The 19,868-nt window shown below is 51.7% G+C and carries 19 protein-coding genes, 1 other RNA gene and 1 pseudogene; 15 read left to right on the plus strand and 6 right to left on the minus strand.

The window, feature by feature from the left end:
* Positions 1–71, plus strand: a 71-nt coding sequence (locus tag ACQKDS_RS13195) for a hypothetical protein (RefSeq protein ID WP_399671590.1), incomplete at its 5' end; no start/stop codon positions are given.
* A gap of 61 nt (positions 72–132) precedes the next feature.
* On the opposite strand, the pseudogene ACQKDS_RS13200 reads toward ACQKDS_RS13195, so the two are convergent.
* Together ACQKDS_RS13200 and ACQKDS_RS13205 are read right to left on the minus strand one after the other, a co-directional pair.
* Positions 133–252 (minus strand): annotated as a pseudogene (locus ACQKDS_RS13200) (GDP-mannose pyrophosphatase NudK); the annotation flags it as partial.
* 997 nt (positions 253–1,249) lie between these two features.
* The gene (locus ACQKDS_RS13205) at positions 1,250–1,576 is read right to left on the minus strand and encodes a putative quinol monooxygenase (protein WP_399671198.1); all 327 of its coding nucleotides are present in this window, start codon (positions 1,574–1,576) and stop codon (positions 1,250–1,252) included.
* Between the two features lie 363 nt (positions 1,577–1,939).
* Between ACQKDS_RS13205 and epd the strand changes: the two genes are divergently transcribed.
* The 6 genes from epd (at position 1,940) to ACQKDS_RS13235 (ending at position 8,305) form a co-directional block, all read left to right on the plus strand.
* On the plus strand, positions 1,940–2,956 hold the full coding sequence (gene epd / locus ACQKDS_RS13210; RefSeq protein ID WP_399671200.1) for an erythrose-4-phosphate dehydrogenase: 1,017 nt from the start codon (positions 1,940–1,942) through the stop codon (positions 2,954–2,956).
* Between the two features lie 74 nt (positions 2,957–3,030).
* Positions 3,031–4,194 (plus strand): phosphoglycerate kinase, encoded by a 1,164-nt coding sequence (gene pgk / locus ACQKDS_RS13215; RefSeq protein WP_399671203.1) that lies wholly within the window; start codon positions 3,031–3,033, stop codon positions 4,192–4,194.
* Positions 4,195–4,362: 168 nt separating this feature from the next.
* A complete protein-coding gene (gene fbaA, locus ACQKDS_RS13220; protein WP_399671206.1) occupies positions 4,363–5,442 on the plus strand; it encodes a class II fructose-bisphosphate aldolase in 1,080 nt (359 codons plus the stop codon).
* Between the two features lie 346 nt (positions 5,443–5,788).
* Complete coding sequence (gene mscS, locus ACQKDS_RS13225) at positions 5,789–6,658, plus strand: small-conductance mechanosensitive channel MscS (protein ID WP_399671208.1); 870 nt, start codon at positions 5,789–5,791, stop codon at positions 6,656–6,658.
* 180 nt (positions 6,659–6,838) lie between these two features.
* The gene (argO, locus tag ACQKDS_RS13230; protein WP_399671211.1) at positions 6,839–7,456 is read left to right on the plus strand and encodes an arginine exporter ArgO; all 618 of its coding nucleotides are present in this window, start codon (positions 6,839–6,841) and stop codon (positions 7,454–7,456) included.
* A gap of 117 nt (positions 7,457–7,573) precedes the next feature.
* Positions 7,574–8,305 carry an oxidative stress defense protein gene (locus ACQKDS_RS13235; protein ID WP_399671214.1) on the plus strand — a complete coding sequence of 244 codons (732 nt, stop codon included), beginning with the start codon at positions 7,574–7,576 and terminating at the stop codon, positions 8,303–8,305.
* A gap of 51 nt (positions 8,306–8,356) precedes the next feature.
* Here ACQKDS_RS13235 and ACQKDS_RS13240 read toward each other — a convergent pair whose 3' ends face one another.
* Positions 8,357–9,250 (minus strand): LysR family transcriptional regulator ArgP, encoded by an 894-nt coding sequence (locus tag ACQKDS_RS13240; RefSeq protein WP_399671217.1) that lies wholly within the window; start codon positions 9,248–9,250, stop codon positions 8,357–8,359.
* 127 nt (positions 9,251–9,377) lie between these two features.
* Here ACQKDS_RS13240 and rpiA point away from each other — a divergent pair, with 127 nt between their 5' ends.
* Both rpiA and serA read left to right on the plus strand, forming a co-directional pair.
* Entirely contained in the window at positions 9,378–10,034 is a 657-nt protein-coding gene (gene rpiA, locus ACQKDS_RS13245) for a ribose-5-phosphate isomerase RpiA (protein ID WP_399671220.1), read from the plus strand.
* Positions 10,035–10,379: 345 nt separating this feature from the next.
* Positions 10,380–11,618: a phosphoglycerate dehydrogenase gene (gene serA, locus ACQKDS_RS13250; RefSeq protein WP_399671223.1), complete on the plus strand. Its 1,239-nt coding sequence runs from the start codon at positions 10,380–10,382 to the stop codon at positions 11,616–11,618.
* A 199-nt stretch (positions 11,619–11,817) separates the two neighbouring features.
* Here the strand turns inward: serA and ACQKDS_RS13255 are convergent, their stop codons facing one another.
* The 3 genes from ACQKDS_RS13255 to zapA form a co-directional block, all read right to left on the minus strand.
* Positions 11,818–12,426 (minus strand): 5-formyltetrahydrofolate cyclo-ligase, encoded by a 609-nt coding sequence (locus ACQKDS_RS13255; RefSeq protein WP_399671592.1) that lies wholly within the window; start codon positions 12,424–12,426, stop codon positions 11,818–11,820.
* Positions 12,427–12,473: 47 nt separating this feature from the next.
* A non-coding RNA gene (gene ssrS / locus ACQKDS_RS13260) (6S RNA) lies at positions 12,474–12,655 on the minus strand.
* 41 nt (positions 12,656–12,696) lie between these two features.
* The gene (gene zapA / locus ACQKDS_RS13265) at positions 12,697–13,026 is read right to left on the minus strand and encodes a cell division protein ZapA (protein WP_399671225.1); all 330 of its coding nucleotides are present in this window, start codon (positions 13,024–13,026) and stop codon (positions 12,697–12,699) included.
* A 307-nt stretch (positions 13,027–13,333) separates the two neighbouring features.
* Here zapA and ACQKDS_RS13270 point away from each other — a divergent pair, with 307 nt between their 5' ends.
* The 6 genes from ACQKDS_RS13270 (at position 13,334) to gcvH (ending at position 19,796) form a co-directional block, all read left to right on the plus strand.
* A complete protein-coding gene (locus ACQKDS_RS13270) occupies positions 13,334–13,912 on the plus strand; it encodes a YecA family protein (protein ID WP_399671228.1) in 579 nt (192 codons plus the stop codon).
* 67 nt (positions 13,913–13,979) lie between these two features.
* On the plus strand, positions 13,980–15,293 hold the full coding sequence (gene pepP / locus ACQKDS_RS13275) for a Xaa-Pro aminopeptidase (RefSeq protein WP_399671231.1): 1,314 nt from the start codon (positions 13,980–13,982) through the stop codon (positions 15,291–15,293).
* 1 nt (position 15,294) lies between these two features.
* Positions 15,295–16,473 carry a 2-octaprenyl-6-methoxyphenyl hydroxylase gene (ubiH, locus tag ACQKDS_RS13280; RefSeq protein WP_399671234.1) on the plus strand — a complete coding sequence of 393 codons (1,179 nt, stop codon included), beginning with the start codon at positions 15,295–15,297 and terminating at the stop codon, positions 16,471–16,473.
* A gap of 40 nt (positions 16,474–16,513) precedes the next feature.
* A complete protein-coding gene (gene ubiI, locus ACQKDS_RS13285) occupies positions 16,514–17,716 on the plus strand; it encodes an FAD-dependent 2-octaprenylphenol hydroxylase (RefSeq protein ID WP_399671237.1) in 1,203 nt (400 codons plus the stop codon).
* 504 nt (positions 17,717–18,220) lie between these two features.
* On the plus strand, positions 18,221–19,318 hold the full coding sequence (gene gcvT, locus ACQKDS_RS13290) for a glycine cleavage system aminomethyltransferase GcvT (RefSeq protein WP_399671240.1): 1,098 nt from the start codon (positions 18,221–18,223) through the stop codon (positions 19,316–19,318).
* A gap of 91 nt (positions 19,319–19,409) precedes the next feature.
* Positions 19,410–19,796 carry a glycine cleavage system protein GcvH gene (gene gcvH, locus ACQKDS_RS13295; RefSeq protein ID WP_399671243.1) on the plus strand — a complete coding sequence of 129 codons (387 nt, stop codon included), beginning with the start codon at positions 19,410–19,412 and terminating at the stop codon, positions 19,794–19,796.
* The last annotated feature ends 72 nt before the right edge of the window (positions 19,797–19,868 follow it).

The following is a 19,868-nucleotide window of genomic DNA, read 5'->3' on the forward strand; positions in this document are numbered from 1 at the left end:
AGCAGTTGTTCAGCGAGTTTGGCTTCACCGTCGACAACGTGGTGGCGAAAGCCAAAGCCCTGCTGAAATAAGGCGGGCAGCGCCGTAACTGGCGCGTTTATACCAGGGCCGAATACCGATTCGGCCCTGTTTTTACGGATGTAACTGCAAATACTGCAACAGCATGATGGTCTTGGCATCCTTGATGCGTCCATCGGCGATCATCGCTACCGCCTCGCTAAAGGGCAGCTCCACCAATTCAATATCTTCATTTTAAATATTCCACTCACTCTTTTTGCGCATCATGTCCAACCACGACAAACTTCGTAGTGGCGTGGTACGCCGCGCCTGTTTATATCGCTGGTGCTTAGTGGGGCGAACATGTTCGCCCCCTACGATGTGGCAAGGGGCTCAATTTGTTACCGCTCTGGCAACGTTCTCACCACTCAATTCGTAGTAGCGTGGTACGCCGCGCCTGTTTATATCGCTGGTGCTTAGTGGGGCGAACATGTTCGACCCCTACGCTGTGGCAAGATGCTCAATTTGTTACCGCTCTGGCAACGGTCTTACCGCTTAATTCGTAGTGGCGTGGCACGCCGCGCCCGTTCATGTCGCCGGTGTTTAGTGGGTCGAACATGTTCGACCCTGCGCGGTGGCAAGATGTTCAACTTGTCACCGTTCTGGCAACGGACTTAGCACTCAATTCGTAGTGGTGTGGCATGCCGCGCCCGTTCATATCGCCGGTGCTTATTGGGTCGAACATGTTCGACCCCTACGATGTGGCAAGATGTTCAACTTGTCACCGTTCTGGCAACGGACTTAGCACTCAATTCGTAGTGGTGTGGCATGCCGCGCTCGTTCATGTCGCCGGTGCTTAGTGGGTCGAACATGTTCGACCCTGCGCGGTGGCAAGATGTTCAACTTGTCACCGTTCTGGCAACGGACTTAGCACTCAATTCGTAGCGGCGTGGCATGCCGCGCTCGTTCATGTCGCAGGTGTTTAGTGGGTCGAACATGTTCGACCCTGCGCGGTGGCAAGATGTTCACTTGTCACCGTTCTGGCAACGGACTTAGCACTCAATTCGTAGCGGCGTGGCATGCCGCGCCTATAAATATCGGCGGGGGCGTTTACGACTCTGACAACTACCTAACGCAGAAGGAAAAGGAGTGCACGGCTGATTAAGGCAATAAGGGCAGGCTGGTATGACAAAATGACGCCCAATGTCGCTCAGGCTTAACTGAATAGCATTGGGCGAGATGACAAGAGGGCTTACTTGGATTTTTCTAATTGGGTCAGTTTTTGCACATTCAGACTTTCTAATTTCCCATCAAGCTCCTCGAGGAATCTATCGTGGTAATCCATCGCGACGTGCTTCTTCAGATCGTCTTCCGATGTCCAGCGCTCAATGAACATAAACGAAACTTTGCCGGGTTTTCCCAGCTCTTGGACGTTTATGGCTTGTGATTCATGAAAATCGTACTGAAGGCAACCCGGTTCTTGATGCGTCGGCGCGACCATGGCTCGGGCGGCTTTTCTCACCGCATCGATATGCTGAGGAAAAGGGGTCAGCGTGGCAACAATTTTAACTTCACTCATATTAGCTCCTTGTGTGGTACAGAGTGTGTACCAAAGATAGGGATCGGCGAACGGTGAAACGTGCGCTAGATCATGTTATTTCCGCAAAATACCGTCCAGTTAACAGCCTGACTGTCGGTACTATTCCTTTTCGAAAAACTTTGGTTTATGCTCGGCTGAAGCGTTTCAGTTAGCGTGTTGTTTAACTGAAATACCTGAGTGAGCGAGTGGTTGAAACCACAGAGTTGACGAATAATCTAACGCAGCGATTCACAGCAGGCAGTACGCTAAAGTACTCTATGCAGGTTAGCATGATAACCAGTCAGTGCCACCCCCCATCCGGTGAACAAATCCGGCAGGGACGGCCCTTTTTTAGGGAGTAGCATGACCATTCGCATAGCGATAAACGGCTTTGGCCGCATCGGCCGCAGCGTGTTGCGCGCACTGTATGAGTCGGGTAGACGAGCAGAAATTTCCGTCGTGGCGATCAACGAACTAGCGAATGCCGAAGGCATGGCGCACCTGTTGAAATACGATTCAAGCCACGGACGCTTTGCTTGGGATGTACGCCAAGAGAATGATGTGCTGAGCGTCGGTGACGATAAAATTCGGCTGCTGCATCAGCCGGTGCTGGAACAGTTGCCTTGGGGTGAACTGGGTGTCGATGTCCTGCTCGATTGCAGCGGCGTCTATGGCAGCCGGGAGGATGGCGAAGCGCATCGGGCAGCCGGGGCAAAGAAGGTGTTATTTGCTCACCCGGGCAGCAACGATTTGGATGCCACCATTGTGTTTGGTGTTAACGAGCATACATTACTGGCTGAGCATCGCATTGTGTCTAATGCTTCCTGCACCACCAACTGCATTATTCCGGTCATTAAATTGTTGGATGAAGCCTATAGTATCGAGTCAGGCACTGTCACGACCATTCACTCCTCAATGAACGATCAGCCGGTGATAGACGCCTATCACGCGGATTTACGCCGGACCCGCGCAGCGAGCCAGTCGATTATACCGGTCGACACCAAGCTGGCCGCAGGCATCACGCGTATATTTCCACAGTTTTGCGATCGTTTTGAAGCGATTTCCGTGCGTGTGCCGACCATCAACGTGACCGCCATTGATCTTAGCGTCAGTGTTAGCGCCCCGGTCAGGGTTGTAGAGGTCAACCAGTTGTTGCAAAAGGCCGCACAGGGTGCATTTCGTGGTATAGTTGACTATACGGAACTACCATTAGTCTCGATCGATTTTAACCATGACCCGCACAGTGCCATCGTCGACGGTACGCAGACGCGGGTTAGCGGACAACACCTGATTAAGACCTTGGTCTGGTGTGATAATGAATGGGGCTTTGCCAACAGGATGTTGGATACAACACGGGCAATGGCCGCATGCGGTTTCTAGCACGGCGGCATCACTGATGATGCGCCGCTCAGGCAACTTTATAGTTTATAAAGAATCAACTAAGAGGGTTCACCATGTCTGTAATTAAGATGTCCGATCTCGATCTGGCGGGAAAACGTGTTCTGATCCGTTCCGATCTGAACGTACCAGTGAAAGACGGTAAAGTGACTTCCGATGCGCGTATCCGTGCCTCCTTGCCGACTATCGAAGCTGCGCTGAAACAAGGCGCCCGCGTGATGGTAACGTCCCACTTAGGGCGTCCTACCGAAGGTGAGTATAACGAAGAGTTTTCTCTGCAACCGGTAGTAAATTATCTGAAAGATCATCTGAAAAATCCCGTGCGTCTGGCGAAAGATTACCTGGACGGTGTTGACGTTGCCGAAGGTGAACTGGTGGTGCTGGAGAACGTTCGCTTCAATAAAGGCGAGAAGAAAGACGACGAAACGTTATCCAAAAAATACGCGGCGCTGTGCGACGTGTATGTGATGGATGCCTTTGGTACTGCGCACCGTGCACAAGCGTCAACCCACGGCGTCGGCAAATTCGCCCCGGTTGCTTGCGCAGGTCCGTTGCTGTCTGGTGAGCTTGAAGCGCTTGGCAAAGCATTGAAAGAACCCGCCCGTCCGATGGTCGCTATCGTCGGTGGTTCAAAAGTTTCCACTAAACTGACCGTACTGGATTCCTTGTCCAAGATTGCCGATCAACTGATCGTTGGCGGTGGTATTGCTAATACCTTTGTTGCCGCACAAGGTAACAATGTGGGCCAGTCTCTGTACGAAGCCGATTTGATTCCAAACGCGCAAAAATTGCTGGAAACCTGCGATATCCCGGTTCCGACCGATGTACGTGTGGCAACCGAGTTCTCTGAAACCGCCACTGCGACGGTAAAACAGGCGAATGAAATCAAAGATAATGAGCAAATTCTGGATATGGGCGATGTCTCAGCCGAGCGTCTGGCCGTTATCCTGAAGAACGCCAAAACCATTCTGTGGAATGGCCCGGTTGGCGTATTCGAGTTCCCTAACTTCCGTAAGGGCACCGAAATTGTTGCGCGCGCCATTGCAGAAAGCGATGCTTTCTCTATCGCGGGCGGCGGCGACACCCTGGCAGCGATCGATATGTTCGGTATTGCTGACAAGATCTCCTACATTTCTACCGGCGGCGGTGCTTTCCTGGAGTTCGTTGAAGGGAAACAATTGCCAGCGGTTGTGATGCTGGAAGAGCGCGCTAAGCAGTAATTCAGACAACGGGAGACGCAAGTCGCCCGTTTGTTTTATTCCGCGCTGCTACGGTAGCGTGGGTAAAAACGATTCACATCCATCTATATCCGATAGATTTTACGTAGCGGCCATGCGGCAGCGTGAAAGATAAAGGGTATTACGGCAAACGAAACAGGACACCGTAACATGTCTAAAATTTTTGATTTCGTAAAACCGGGTGTCATCACTGGTGATGACGTTCAGAAAGTATTCGCAGTAGCGAAAGAGAACAACTTTGCGCTGCCCGCAGTAAACTGCGTGGGTACCGACTCCATCAATGCGGTGTTGGAAACAGCAGCGAAAGTGCGTTCACCTGTTATCGTTCAGTTCTCTAACGGCGGCGCTGCGTTTATCGCGGGCAAAGGCGTAAAAACTGATATTCCACAGGGTGCGGCGATTCTGGGCGCTATTTCCGGTGCACATCACGTTCACCAGATGGCTGAACATTACGGCGTGCCGGTTATTCTGCACACCGACCACTGCGCGAAAAAACTGCTGCCATGGATTGACGGCCTGCTGGACGCTGGCGAAAAACATTTCGCGGCAACCGGTAAACCGTTGTTCTCTTCGCACATGATCGATCTGTCTGAAGAGTCACTGGAAGAAAACATTGAAATCTGCGGCAAGTACCTGGCTCGCATGGCGAAAATGGGCATGACGCTGGAAATCGAACTGGGTTGCACCGGCGGTGAAGAAGATGGCGTAGACAACAGCCATATGGATGCTTCCGCGCTGTATACTCAGCCAGAAGATGTGGCGTACGCGTACGAAAAACTGAACGCGATCAGCCCACGTTTCACCATCGCAGCCTCTTTCGGTAACGTACACGGTGTGTACAAGCCAGGCAACGTGAAACTGACGCCGACTATCCTGCGCGACTCTCAGGACTACGTTTCTAAGAAATATAACCTGCCGCACAACAGCCTGAACTTCGTGTTCCACGGCGGTTCGGGTTCAAGCGATGCAGAGATCAAAGAATCCGTCAGCTACGGTGTGATCAAAATGAACATCGATACCGACACCCAGTGGGCAACATGGGAAGGTATTCTGAACTACTACAAAGAAAACGAAGGTTATCTGCAAAGCCAATTGGGCAACCCGAAAGGCGCAGATCAGCCGAACAAGAAATACTACGATCCACGTGTCTGGCTGCGTGCTGCGCAGACCAGCATGGTGACGCGTCTGGAGCAGGCATTTAAAGATCTGAACGCTATCGACGTGCTGTAATCTGGCTACCGGGTGCGGTTTACCACACCTGATGCTCGCTAATCAAAGGCTCCCGTTGTGGAGCCTTTGTTTTTGGGATAGGGATGTATTTCGCAAAGTTGTTTGTCAAAATTGGCATCACACTACATTGTTAGTTACCCTTAGCCGGGTTGTTTCCGCATTGGAGATATTCCCAAAATTATTCGGGCGGGTTCTAGGTAATAACTGAGCAAGTTTCCCAGGCATCGTTAACAATATGGCTGGGAGTCGATCGGGTTGCCAACAATGATCCCGCTCGGCGTATAAGGTGATATCCCAATGTATTTGCGATTTCTCCCGTAGGGAGTTTTTAAGGTAGGACGTTAGAATGGAAGAGCTCAACGTAGTAGAGGGCATCAATAGTGTTGGGAGTTGGTTGGAAAACAACCAAGACTTATTGATTCAATATGCGGTAAACATTGTTGCTGCTATCGTTATCTTTATTATTGGTTCGATCATTGCGCGTACGGTAGGCAATGCGCTGAATCGGGTAATGAAACTGCGTGGTATCGATGCCACCGTTGCCGATTTCCTTTCCGCAATGGCGCGTTACGGTATCCTGGCCTTCACCTTGATTGCGGTACTGGGCCGTATTGGGGTGCAAACTACGTCGGTGATTGCCGTATTGGGTGCGGCGGGTTTGGCCATTGGTCTGGCGTTGCAAGGTTCGTTGTCTAACTTTGCCGCTGGCGTGTTGTTGGTTGCTTTCCGTCCGATTCGTGCCGGTGAATATGTTGATCTGGGTGGGATTGCCGGTACCGTCGATCAGGTACAAATATTCTCTACCACGATGCGTACACCGGATAACAAGACCATTGTAGTGCCGAATGGCAAAATCATCGCAGGCAACATCATTAACTATTCGCGTGAGCCGAACCGCCGGGTCGATATTGTGGTGGGAGTGGCTTACGATGCAGATATCGATCTGGTGAAAAAGGTGCTGGGCGATGTGATTGCGGCAGATGAACGCATCATGCATGACAAGGGTGTGACGGTACGCCTGAATGAAATGGCGGCGTCTTCGCTCAACTTCGTGACCCGTTCCTGGACCACTAATGCACAATATTGGGACGTGTATTTCGATCTTATGGAAAACTTCAAGCGCCAACTGGACGCCAACGGTATTGGTATTCCGTATCCGCAGATGGATGTGCATCTGCGCCATGTTGGGAAAGCCTCGGCTACTCAGCCAGAATAACCCACCAGTCAGTAGCGGAAACAGGGGGCTTCGGCCCCCTGTTTCATTACCAGCGGTAGTAATAAAATTTACTAATACCCGATTAGAAATATCCATTTCCACTAATAATTCTTCCTTCGTATGATGCGCGTGTTGGGCTGGTCGTCTCGCCTTTAAGCACCCATTTTCCAAAGGAACGCCATGTTAGCCATATTTTTACAAGGGTTTGCCCTGAGCGCTGCGATGATCCTGCCGCTCGGGCCACAAAACGTATTTGTGATGAATCAGGGAATACGCCGACAATATCATTTGATGATCGCCTCGTTGTGCGCACTCAGTGATATCGCGTTAATTTGCGCCGGTATTTTTGGCGGAAGTGCACTGCTTAGCCGCTCATTATTATTGTTATCGCTGGTGACATGGGGCGGGGTTGCATTCCTGTTGTGGTACGGTTGGGGTGCATTTCGTACTGCATTCAGTCATTCGATAAAGTTAGCCAGCGTAGAAGAGATAAAACAAAGTCGTTGGCGAATCATGTTTACTATGTTGGCCGTGACTTGGCTTAATCCGCACGTGTATTTGGATACTTTTGTTGTACTCGGCAGTTTGGGAGGGCAATTGGCACCCGACGTGCGTTCGTGGTTCGCACTGGGCGCGGTTAGTGCTTCTTTGGTGTGGTTTTTTGCTTTGGCCCTGTTGGCTGGCTGGTTAGCTCCGTGGCTGAAAACCCAACTCGCTCAGCGCATCATTAACGGCTTAGTGGGCGGCGTAATGTGGTGTATTGCGATGCAACTGGCTTGGCAGGGCGTTAATTTATAAAATTACTACTAATCTGAATTTAAATAACTGTGGGATATGCTAGGTTTTATACCAAGAAACCGGCTGTTCTCGCAGGGAAGGCCGGTAATCAGAACAGCCTGTCATTAAGGAGACACTGTGAAGCTTAAAGCATTGGCTATGGCCGCAATGGTTGGATTAGGGACGCTACCTTTGGCGCTACATGCAGCGGAAGTACCAGAGGGGCCACACGTTGTTACGTCGGGGACTGCCAGCGTAGACGCCACGCCAGATATTGCAACGTTGGCGATTGAGGTCAGCGTGTCGTCCAAAGATGCCGCTCAGGCCAAAAAACAGGTTGATGAACGCGTCGCCCAGTATTTTGACTTCCTACAAAAAAGTGGCATTGAGAAAAAAGACATCAGTGCGGCTAATTTGCGCACTCAACCGGAATATGATTATCTGAAAACCGGTGAGTCGGTTCTGAAAGGTTACCGCGCGGTACGTCAGGTTCAGGTCACGCTGCGCCAGTTGGACAAATTGAACGGCTTGCTGGACGGTGCGTTAAAATCTGGCCTGAATGAGATTCGCGCTGTCGAGCTCGGCGTAGCGAATCCTGACGTTTACCGCCAGCAGGCGCGGCAGAAAGCCATCGAGAACGCCACCCAGCAGGCGGATTCATTGGCGCAAGGTTTCAAAGCTAAGCTAGGGCCGGTCTACAGTATTCGTTATCATGTTGCTAACTACCAGCCGATGCCAGTGGCACGCATGTACAAGGCGGCGAGTGCCGCACCAGAAAACGACGTTGCTCAAACTTACGAACAGCAAAGTATCCATTTTGACGATCAGGTGGATGTGGTGTTTGAATTGCAACGTAATACCGCGCAGTAATAGTACCAGATGCCTGACAAAAAGGTTCGCTACGGCGAACCTTTTCTGTTTTTAATCCTGCCGCAGAACTTGATGCCCATGGGCCAGCAGTGCATCGGTGACTTTGCGCATCATACGGCTTTCTGGCGCGAAGCGGTGCCAGAACAACATACGGCGTTGTAGCAGGCCAGGTGTCAGATCGACTAACTCGCCGGATGCCAATTCTTTCTCAATTTGCAGGTGGGGGATCATACAACAGGTTGTGCCTTGGCGTGCCAACTGCACGAAGGCTTCGGATGAGTTAACGATATGGCAGGGAACGCTGCCCGGCGATAAGTCGAAGTTTTGTTGCAGAAAGGCCTGATGCATATCGTCGAGATGATCGAACGCCACCGCAGGGGCTTTCAATAGTGCGGAACGTGTGACACCGCTTGGGAAATAACGCTCGGCAAAATCCGGCGAGGCGACGAACAGATAATCCAGTGCGCCCAATTGGTCCACTAGGCAGCTCGGCAACGGTTGCGGTTGAATACTTACTGCGCCAACAACCTCGCCACGGCGCAGGCGTTCTTGGGTGCGGGTTTCATCTTCTACCTGTAGATTTAGGCGGATCGGTGAATCGGCCAGCACCGGCTTGAGTGCTGGCAGTAACCATGTTGCCAGGCTATCGGCATTGACCGCCAACGAGAGCAGCAGCGGGGTATCAACGCCGGTATCATTACCTAGCCACTCTTCTTCCAGCAATTCGACCTGATGCAACAACGCCAGCAATCTCTGTCCTTGCTCAGTCGGGCGCGGCGGCACGGTACGTACCAATAACGGTTGGCCGAACAAGTTTTCCAACTGTTTGATGCGTTGAGATACCGCCGATTGTGTGATGCAGAGTTTTTGTGCCGCGCGCTCAAAGCCACGCTCACGGATCACCGCGTCCAGCGCTTGTAGCGTTCTATAGTCTGGGCGTTTCATCGGAGAGCTATCCCTTAAAGTCAGTTGATTTAGGCACTATGCCACAATTTGTGATCCTGCCAGAGTGCAAAACAGCGAATTACCTTATAATACGCACACGTTTTCGTACATAGGCAATGAAAATACCATGACGCAGGATGAACTGAAAAAAGCGGTAGGTTGGGCAGCGCTGGACTATGTTAAACCCGGCACTATTGTGGGGGTAGGAACCGGATCTACCGCCGCACACTTTATCGATGCGCTGGCTTCGATAAAAAATCAGATTGAAGGCGCAGTTTCCAGCTCCGATGCTTCTACCGCCAAGCTGAAAAGCTTGGGGATTCACGTGTTCGATAGCAACGAAGTTGATGAACTGGATATTTACGTTGATGGTGCCGATGAAATCAACGGTCAGATGCAGATGATCAAAGGCGGTGGCGCAGCACTGACCCGTGAGAAAGTGATCGCGGCTATTGCACGTAAGTTCATTTGTATAGCGGATGCCTCTAAGCAGGTCGATGTTCTGGGCAAATTCCCGCTACCGGTAGAGGTGATCCCAATGGCACGTTCTTACGTCGCTCGGGAGCTGGTGAAGCTGGGGGGTTTGCCGGAATACCGCCAGAATGTGGTTACGGACAATGGCAATGTCATCTTGGATGTGCATAACCTCACGATTATGGATGCCATCGCGCTAGAAAATAAGATTAACGCCATTGCTGGCGTGGTCACGGTTGGGTTGTTCGCTAACCGTGGTGCTGATGTGGCGTTGATCGGTACACCAAACGGCGTGAAGGTTGTCGAATAAATCAACCGCTATGATGCTTGGGCAGGATGCATATTTTTGCACTGGTGAGAGTCACACTGCCCATTCTTCAGACATATAATTTTTAGCAGAAAACATGTTTTATTTAATGCGCTAATTTTGGTGACATGTATCACACTTCGCTAGTTACGCCCCTTAAGCTTCTGTCAAATTCTTTCCCTTCGGTATTTTTCACCATAATCGACTCGCAACACTGAGGCTTGTGCTGGCGATCAGGCAATCGTTTGTATTGCCGCCCGCGTTATTTTTGTTATGTTGGTGAACGTGCTGTTCTATCACCTCGGATAACGCAGCCGCTTCTGAAGTCTGAACAATAGGGTCGGGTAAATGGCAAAAGTATCATTGGAGAAAGACAGGATTAAGTTCCTGTTAGTTGAAGGGGTTCATCAGAGCACGGTCGATAACCTGCGCGCTGCCGGTTATACCAACATTGAATACCATAAAGGTGCGTTAGACACCGAGTCACTGAAGGCGTCGATTCGCGATGCCCACTTCATCGGTATTCGCTCGCGCACACATTTGTCTGAGGACGTTTTCGCTGCGGCTGAAAAGCTGGTTGCGGTGGGATGTTTCTGTATCGGCACCAACCAAGTTGATTTAAAAGCGGCGACCAAACGCGGTATTCCGGTGTTTAACGCCCCATTCTCTAACACGCGATCCGTGGCCGAAATGGTGCTTGGCGAACTGTTGTTAATGCTACGCGGCATTCCTGCGGCTAATGCCAAAGCGCACCGCGGCGTGTGGAACAAGCTGGCGGTAGGTTCGTTTGAGGCGCGTGGTAAAAAGCTCGGTATTATCGGTTACGGCCATATCGGCACCCAACTGGGCATTCTGGCCGAAGGGCTCGGGATGAAAGTCTTCTTCTACGACATCGAAAACAAGCTGCCGCTAGGTAATGCGCAACAGGTGCGCCACTTGTCTGATTTGCTGAATATGAGCGATGTGGTGACGTTGCACGTGCCGGAAACGTTATCCACCAGAAATATGATGGGTAAAGAAGAGCTGGCGTTAATGAAACCAGGCTCGATTTTGATCAACGCCTCGCGCGGTACGGTCGTCGATATTCCGGCATTGTGTGACGCACTGGCCAGCGATCATTTGGCTGGCGCAGCGATTGACGTTTTCCCTGAAGAGCCTGCCACCAACAGCGATCCGTTTAATTCACCGCTGTGTGAATTTGATAACGTGATCTTGACGCCGCATATCGGCGGCTCGACGCAAGAAGCACAAGAAAATATCGGTGACGAAGTCGCAGGCAAGCTGGCGAAATATTCTGATAACGGTTCCACATTGTCTGCGGTTAACTTCCCGGAAGTGTCGTTGCCAGCACATGGCCCGAATTCAAGCCGTTTGTTGCACATTCACGAAAACCGCCCTGGCGTATTAACGCAGATTAACCAGATTTTCGCTGAAGAAGGCGTAAACATTGCCGCTCAGTATCTGCAAACGGGGCCGGAAATTGGTTATGTGGTGATCGACATCGAAGCGGAAACCGAGCGTGCCGACGCTGCACTGCAGCGAATGAAGGCCATTCAAGGCACCATTCGTGCACGTTTGTTGTTCTGAGATGAGGCCGAGAGTGAGCCAAAACGGCCGGGTTCTGGTGGCCTAGATGGCTGACAACATCGGCATCCGTTTGTTGTGTTGGGCGTAGCCTGCTGCGCCCGTCAATATAACCTTTCAGTTAACGGTTGGGCTGCACTGACGTATTCAGAAAAAATCACATCTGACTAGGCTTGCCAAACGGCGTTGGTTTAGCCTTTAACTATTCAGCTATCGGCCATGCCCAGACTTTAGACGGGGTGATGATTTCTGGCAGTGGAATATCCCACTGTTCTACCGGCAGTGTGTCAACCTGCTGACAATCATGCGCTAGCCCAATTGGATAAGTGCCACTGTGTCGCCAGTTTTGTAACGTGCGATCATAAAAACCGCCGCCCATACCGAGCCGCTGACCATGTTGGTCGAATGCCACCAACGGTGTCAATATCACGTCTAACTGATCGGGGGGCAAAACGTGACGCACGTCGAGTATTGGTTCACGAATATTGAACCGATTGTTCACCAGCAATGTGTCGGTAGCGTAACGTAGAAACAGCAAGTGACCGGCGCTAAACGGATGCAATACGGGGAGATAAACCTGTTTGTTCATCTGCCACAGACGTTCTATTAACGGTTGAGTATTGAGTTCACCGTCGAATGACAGGAATGCTGCCACACTGCTTGCCGCGTTAATCTTGGGGTGAGTGGCAATACGATCAGCAATCTGATTGGCAAAATCACGCTGTTGTTCAGCGGATAACGCGCGACGCTGTTGGCGGATTTGGTGACGAATGCGTTGCCGCTGTGCGGCAAACTGAGGCTGGAAAAGCATAGTTTGCATAGCGTGTTGAAATGGGTAACCCCATAAACCGCATGAAGGGAATCTCCGAGATGCCGTCGCAGGCTGTAACCCTTGAACCCATGGTTCAAGGTGAACGTGTTGTCACAATCTTTAGGCTTCTCGGCGAACGAGCATGCGCACCGATCGTGGATCATCACATTCTGTTGGTACTAAATATCGGCTCAGGGGACTGGCCCGCTGGCGAACATCTCAGAGAAATTTTTTACTCATTGCCGAAACCTGCGGTTTCAGCAACTTATGTTATTCGAATTGTGCATCCTGACGGTCAGCGATGCGACCTTGTTCAAGCAGTGCTTGTTCAATGGTCTGTTGCAGCATGCGAATACGTTGTTCCATATTGGCTGCATAATCACGAGTTTTCAAGCGTTCTTGAGCAAGTTCGTGACAAACATTCAACGCGGCGATGAAAACCAGCTGTTCTGTATTTGTGACTTTAGTGCGAACTTTTAGATCTTGCAACCGTTGATTAAGATCGTCTGCTGCCATGTTCAACGCATCTTGTTGCTCTGGCGGACAATTCACTCTTAATGAGCGGCCAAAAATTTGAATATCTACCGGTTGTGCAGACATGCCACCTTCCTGCCTCAATTTCGCGCCCGCTCCGGTCTGTCGAAGCGGGCGTCACTATATATACCCTAGTACCGAGATACAACCCCTTTTTCCAGTACCTGGTTGTAATCTACTGTGTGGCACGTTGCTCGTCAAAAAAGAGTGTTAAAACACGTACAAAACATCATGTTAAACTCAGACGGCGCGGTGTAAACCCACACACATACGGATTATAACTCGCCACTGCGGGGGCGTGCTTATCTGGTATAACCACGGACCTTGGTGGTAGCATAACACGAACTTATCCTGCCAACGATGACGAATACGCATGTCTATACAGAATACATTTCCAAGTTACCAATCTTTGACCGTGGCTCTCAATCAGCAAGCGGTGGCGTTAACCGCAGCTGAAATGCATGGGTTACTTAGCGGTTTGCTGTGTGGTGGCAACCGCGATGCCAGCTGGCAGACGCTGGTGCATGATCTGACCAACGAGGGCGTGGCATTCCCACAGGCGCTCAGCCAGCCGTTGCAGCAACTGTATGACATCACCCGTGAAACACTGGACGATGATGAGTTCATGTTCCAGTTGATGATGCCGGAAGGTGAAGCGGTAACGGTGTTTGAGCGTGCCGATGCGTTGGCCGGTTGGGTCAACCATTTCTTGCTTGGCCTAGGCATGATGCAACCGAAACTGGCGCAGGTGAAGGACGAAGTGGGCGAAGCGATTGACGATCTGCGCAACATTGCGCAACTGGGCTACGACGAAGACGAAGACCAGGAAGAACTGGAACAGTCGTTGGAAGAAGTGGTGGAGTACGTGCGTGTTGCTGCGATTTTATGCCACACAGAATTTAGCCGTCGTCAGCCAACCGCAGCAGAAAATAGCAAACCAACGTTACATTAAGCTAAGCCGCGAGATATCAGCGTATGGGTGGCCGTGAGCAACGGCGAACAGATTTCAGGAGAAGGACATGACTCAGCAGGAATACCACAATCGCCGTCAGGCATTGTTGGCTAAAATGGCGCCAGCTAGCGCGGCGATTATTTTCGCAGCGCCTGAAGCGACGCGCAGTGCAGATTCAGAATATCCTTACCGCCAGAACAGCGATTTTTGGTATCTGACGGGTTTTAACGAGCCGGAAGCGGTACTGATTCTGGTGAAAAGCGACGAAACGCATAACCACAGCGTCTTGTTCAACCGCGTACGCGATCTGACTGCGGAAATCTGGTTTGGTCGTCGCTTGGGGCAAGAGGCCGCGCCGGCCAAACTTGGTGTGGATCGTGCCTTACCGTTTGATGAGATCAACGACCAGTTGCATTTGTTGCTTAATGGACTGGACGTGGTGTACCACGCCCAAGGTGAATACGCTTACGCGGACGATATTTTCTTCGCGGCGTTGGACAGGTTGCGTAAAGGCTTCCGTCAAAACCTACAAGCGCCCACAACCGTCATCGATTGGCGTCCGTGGTTGCACGATATGCGTTTGTTCAAATCGCCAGAAGAAATTGCTGTTATGCGCCGCGCCGGTGAAATCAGCGCGCTGGCGCACACCCGCGCGATGGAAAAATGCCGTCCGGGCATGTTCGAATACCAGTTAGAAGCAGAAATTCATCACGAATTTGCTCGTTTAGGCGCACGGTATCCTTCCTATAACACCATCGTTGGCAGCGGCGAGAATGGTTGCATCCTGCATTACACGGAAAATGAAAGCGAAATGCGCGATGGCGATTTGGTATTGATCGATGCGGGTTGTGAGTATCGTGGTTATGCCGGGGATATTACCCGTACTTTCCCAGTCAATGGTAAGTTTAGTCAGCCGCAGCGTGCGGTATATGACATTGTTCTTGCCTCATTGAACAAAGCGCTGGAGATGTTCAAGCCGGGAATCAGCATTCGCGATGTGAATGAAGAAGTGGTGCGTATTATGGTTAATGGCTTGGTTGAGCTGGGCGTGATGACCGGTGAAGTAGAGCAATTAATTGCTGAACAGGCGCACCGCCAGTTCTTTATGCACGGCCTGAGCCATTGGTTAGGGCTGGATGTGCATGACGTTGGCCATTATGGTTCGCCAAGCCGCGATCGCGTGCTGGAGCCGGGGATGGTACTGACGGTTGAGCCGGGCTTGTATATCGCACCGGATGCCGACGTGCCGCCAGAATACCGCGGTATTGGTATTCGTATTGAAGACGATATTTTGATCACCGCTGACGGTAATGAAAACTTCACCGCCAGTGTGGTGAAAGACGCCGATGCGATCGAAGCGCTGATGGCGGCGGCAAGATAACATGAGCGTAATCATTGTCGGCGGAGGTATGGCTGGTGCGACGTTGGCGTTAGCTATTTCGTCGCTGACTCAAGGAAGGGTTAAGATCGATCTGGTTGAGGCAACTTGCCCGGTGGATCGTTCGCATCCGGGCTTTGACTCGCGGGCAATCGCCCTGGCACAGGGCACCTGTCAGCAATTGACGCGTATCGGCGTCTGGCCTGCGCTACGTGATTGCGCTACGGCAATCACGCATGTACATGTCAGCGACCGCGGTCACGCGGGTTTTGTCAATCTATATGCACAGGACTATCACGTCGAAGCGCTTGGTCAGGTGATTGAGTTACATGATGCTGGTCAGCGATTATTTGCTTTGTTGAACAAGGCGGCGGGCGTGACGGTGCATTGCCCCGCTAAAGTGGTCAACGTACAGCGGAGCGTTGAGCGTGCCGACGTGCAGTTGGATAATGGCCAGCGTCTAAGCGGCCAATTGCTGGTAGCGGCGGACGGTTCGCGTTCAGCGTTGGCACAGGCTTGCCAAGTACAATGGCAGCAGCAGGATTATTCTCAGTTTGCCACTATCGCCAATGTCACTACTGAGCGAGCGCCAGAAGGTCGTGCCTTTGAGCGATTTACCCAACACGGCCCGCTTGCGTTGTTACCCATGTCACAGGGCCGCAGTTCGCTGGTGTGGTGCCATGCGCGAGAAGATCGCGACAAAGTCGATAGCTGGTGCGACGCGCGTTTTCTCAGTGAGTTACAGCAGGCGTTTGGCTGGCGATTAGGCCGCATAGTGAAAGTAGGGCAACGTCATAGTTATCCGCTCAGTTTGTTGACCGCTAACCAGCATGTTACGCATCGGCTGGCGCTGGTGGGGAATGCGGCACAAACGCTGCACCCGATTGCCGGCCAAGGCTTTAATTTAGGCTTGCGCGATGTGATGTCGCTTGCGGAGCAACTTGCCGAAGCGGCGCTGAGCGGTGACGACTTGGGTGCTTATCCGTTACTGAGCCGTTACCAACAACGACGGCAGCAAGACCAACAGGCGACGATCCGTGTAACCGATGGTCTGATCAAACTGTTTGCCAACCGTTATGAACCACTGCTGGTGGGGCGTAATCTCGGTCTGATGGCAATGGAACAGTTGCCGCCGGTGCGTGATGCCTTTGCTAAACGTACGTTAGGATGGGTTGAGCGCTAACCGTAGTGATATTTAACGCGTTTTTAAGGAACTAAGCAGCATGCAATCATTTGATGTGGTTATTGCCGGTGGCGGGATGGTCGGATTGGCGCTAGCCTGCGGCTTGCAGGGCAGTGGTCTGCGTGTCGCGGTGCTCGAGCACCGCCAGCCAGAAATATTGCCACCGCCGCCACAGCCCGCGCTGCGCGTTTCAGCGATCAACACAGCCAGTGAACGTTTGCTACGGCATCTTGGCGTGTGGGATGACATTGTGCACCTGCGGGCGAGTGCCTACAACGCGATGGAAGTGTGGGATCGCGACAGCTTCGGCAAAATCGGTTTCCGTGGTGACGAATGTGGTTACAGCCATTTGGGGCATATCATTGAAAATGATGTGATCCAGCAGGCATTGTGGCAAAAAGCCGCTGGGTTGTCTGACATCACATTGATAACTCCTTCAGCGCTCAAACAGGTAGCTTGGGGAGAAAACGACGCCTTTATAACTCTTGATGATGGCCGAATGTTGAGCGCGCGTTTGGTGGTCGCGGCTGATGGGGCGAATTCGTGGCTGCGTCAGCATGCTGATATTCCGTTGACCTTCTGGGACTACCGCCATAGCGCACTGGTTGCCACTATTCGCACGGAAGAGCCACATTTGGCCACCGCGCGGCAGGTTTTTCATGGCGACGGTATTTTGGCGTTTCTTCCGTTTAGCGATCCGCACTTATGTTCGATTGTTTGGTCGGTCGCGCCGAATGAGGCGGAACGCCTGAAACAGCTCACGCCGGAACAGTTTAACCGTGAGCTAGGCATGACCTTTGATATGCGTCTTGGCGCGTGTTCATTAGAAAGTGAACGGCTAACGTTCCCGCTTATTGGCCGTTACGCGCGTAACTTTGCCGGGCATCGGCTGGCGTTGGTGGGCGATGCGGCACACACCGTGCATCCGTTAGCGGGGCAGGGGGTTAATCTGGGCTTTATGGACGCAGCTGAATTAATTGCTGAACTGAAGCGTTTGCAACGCCAAGGCAAAGATATCGGTCAGCATCTCTATTTGCGCCGCTATGAACGTCGACGTAAACACGGGGCTGCGGTGATGCTGGCCAGTATGCAGGGGTTCCGCGAGCTGTTTGATGGCAACAATCCGGCCAAGAAACTACTGCGTGACGTTGGCTTAAGGTTGGCAGACAGTTTGCCGGGTGTGAAACCAAAACTGGTACGGCAGGCCATGGGGCTGAACGATTTGCCGGCGTGGTTAGCGTAATCGCTGTTTTGATTTTCCCCTGTTGGCCTATTCGGCTCTTCATCCACGCTGCTGTGTTTTGATCCGCAAAACGCAGCAGTACCATCACTTTTCCTTATATTACCTTTCATTTGAAATAATCTAATTTCACGTCATTTTTTGCATTAGTTTTTCTAATTCGTGGTGCATTAGTCGAAAGTCATATTTCCGCCTGTCTGGGCGTATTTGTTATATAACATCGGTATTTTACCGTTTTAATTGTTAATTTTGTGCCTTGAGGCGCATTTTTTTAGTGAAAAACTCTGCACACTGACGCGGCATTTTTGCGCCCTTATATCGTTTCGCGCCTATTTTAACTTATGGTTAATCAGGCCGTTCGGTGGTAAGTTCGAGTGAAAGGTATCGTTTGCGTCGCGAGAGTTGTCAGCATTTTTCGGCACGTTCAGCGCGATGTTTAATACCCGAAGTTATTTGAGAGCCGCGACGGTGGCTTGAATGATTTCGGGGATATTGCGGAGAGATAAAATGGCAAAGCAAACCCCACTGTACGACCAGCACGTGGCGTGCGGCGCGCGCATGGTCGACTTTCATGGCTGGATGATGCCATTACACTATGGCTCCCAGATTGATGAACACCATGTAGTGCGTCAGGATGCGGGTATGTTCGATGTTTCTCACATGACTATCGTTGATCTCCATGGTGCCCGTACTCGTGAGTTTTTACGTTATCTATTGGCCAACGATGTTGCCAAACTGACTCAACCCGGCAAAGCGTTGTACACCGGCATGCTGAATGCCTCTGGTGGTGTGATTGACGATCTGATCGTGTATTTCCTCACAGAAGATTATTTCCGCTTGGTGGTGAACTCCGCTACCCGCGACAAAGATCTGGCATGGATCGAACAGCACGCCGCGCCGTACAGCGTTGAACAGGTGGTGCGTGACGATCTGGCTCTGATTGCCGTGCAAGGTCCGCAAGCTAAAGCGCGCGCTGCGACCGTGTTTAGCGCTGAGCAGAAACAAGCTGTTGAAGGTATGAAGCCATTTTTTGGCGTGCAAGCGGGTGAACTGTTTATTGCCACCACCGGGTATACCGGCGAGGCTGGCTATGAAATTGCGCTGCCGAAAGAGCAGGTTGCCGATATTTGGCAACAACTGCTGGCCGCGGGCGTTAAACCGGCCGGGTTGGGTGCGCGTGACACGCTGCGTTTGGAAGCTGGTATGAATTTATACGGGCAAGAGATGGATGAAGGCGTTTCGCCACTGGCGGCGAATATGGGCTGGACCATTGCCTGGGAACCGCAGGATCGTCAGTTTATTGGCCGTGACGCACTGGAACAGCAACGTGAACAGGGCACCGAACAACTGGTCGGCTTGATCATGACTGAAAAAGGCGTATTACGTAATGAGCTGCCGGTTCATTTTACGGACGCAGCCGGTCAGACGCACGAAGGGCACATCACCAGCGGTTCGTTTTCTCCAACGCTCGGTTTTAGCATTGCGTTAGCGCGCGTGCCGATGGGGATTGGTGAACGCGCCATCGTGCAGATCCGTAACCGTGAAATGCCGGTCAGCGTCACCAAGCCAGGCTTTGTAAGATCCGGTAAGTCACTAATTAATTAATATTATCGATTAAATTCCCAATGAATTTCGCGTTGCTGCCGACAACGCTGCGGAGTGAAAGACGGCGGGAAAATTTAAGGAGTAGCGGGCGATGAGCAATGTACCAACAGAGTTGAAATACGCAACCTCTCATGAATGGGTGCGCGATGAAGGTAATGGTGAATACGTGGTAGGGATCACCGAACATGCCCAGGAACTGTTGGGTGATATGGTATTTGTCGATTTGCCGGAAGTCGGCTCCATTGTCGGCGCGGGTGACGACTGCGCGGTCGCGGAGTCAGTGAAAGCCGCATCTGATATTTATGCGCCCATCAGCGGTGAAATTCTGGCGGTCAATGATGCATTGGATAGTTCACCGGAGTTGGTAAACAGTGAGCCATACGGCGAAGGCTGGCTGTTCCGTATAAAAGCCTCCGATGCGACTGAACTTGGCAAGCTACTGGATGCCGCCGGTTATCAGGCATCGATAGACGAGTAAGTACCTCCGCGCCTCAGACCTGTCGGCTGGGGCGTTTTTAGTGATAGATCGCGCTATATCCCGTACCACCTC

This window comes from Serratia sp. NPDC078593 (assembly GCF_050268245.1).
Classification (GTDB): Bacteria; Pseudomonadota; Gammaproteobacteria; order Enterobacterales; family Enterobacteriaceae; genus JBNNGK01.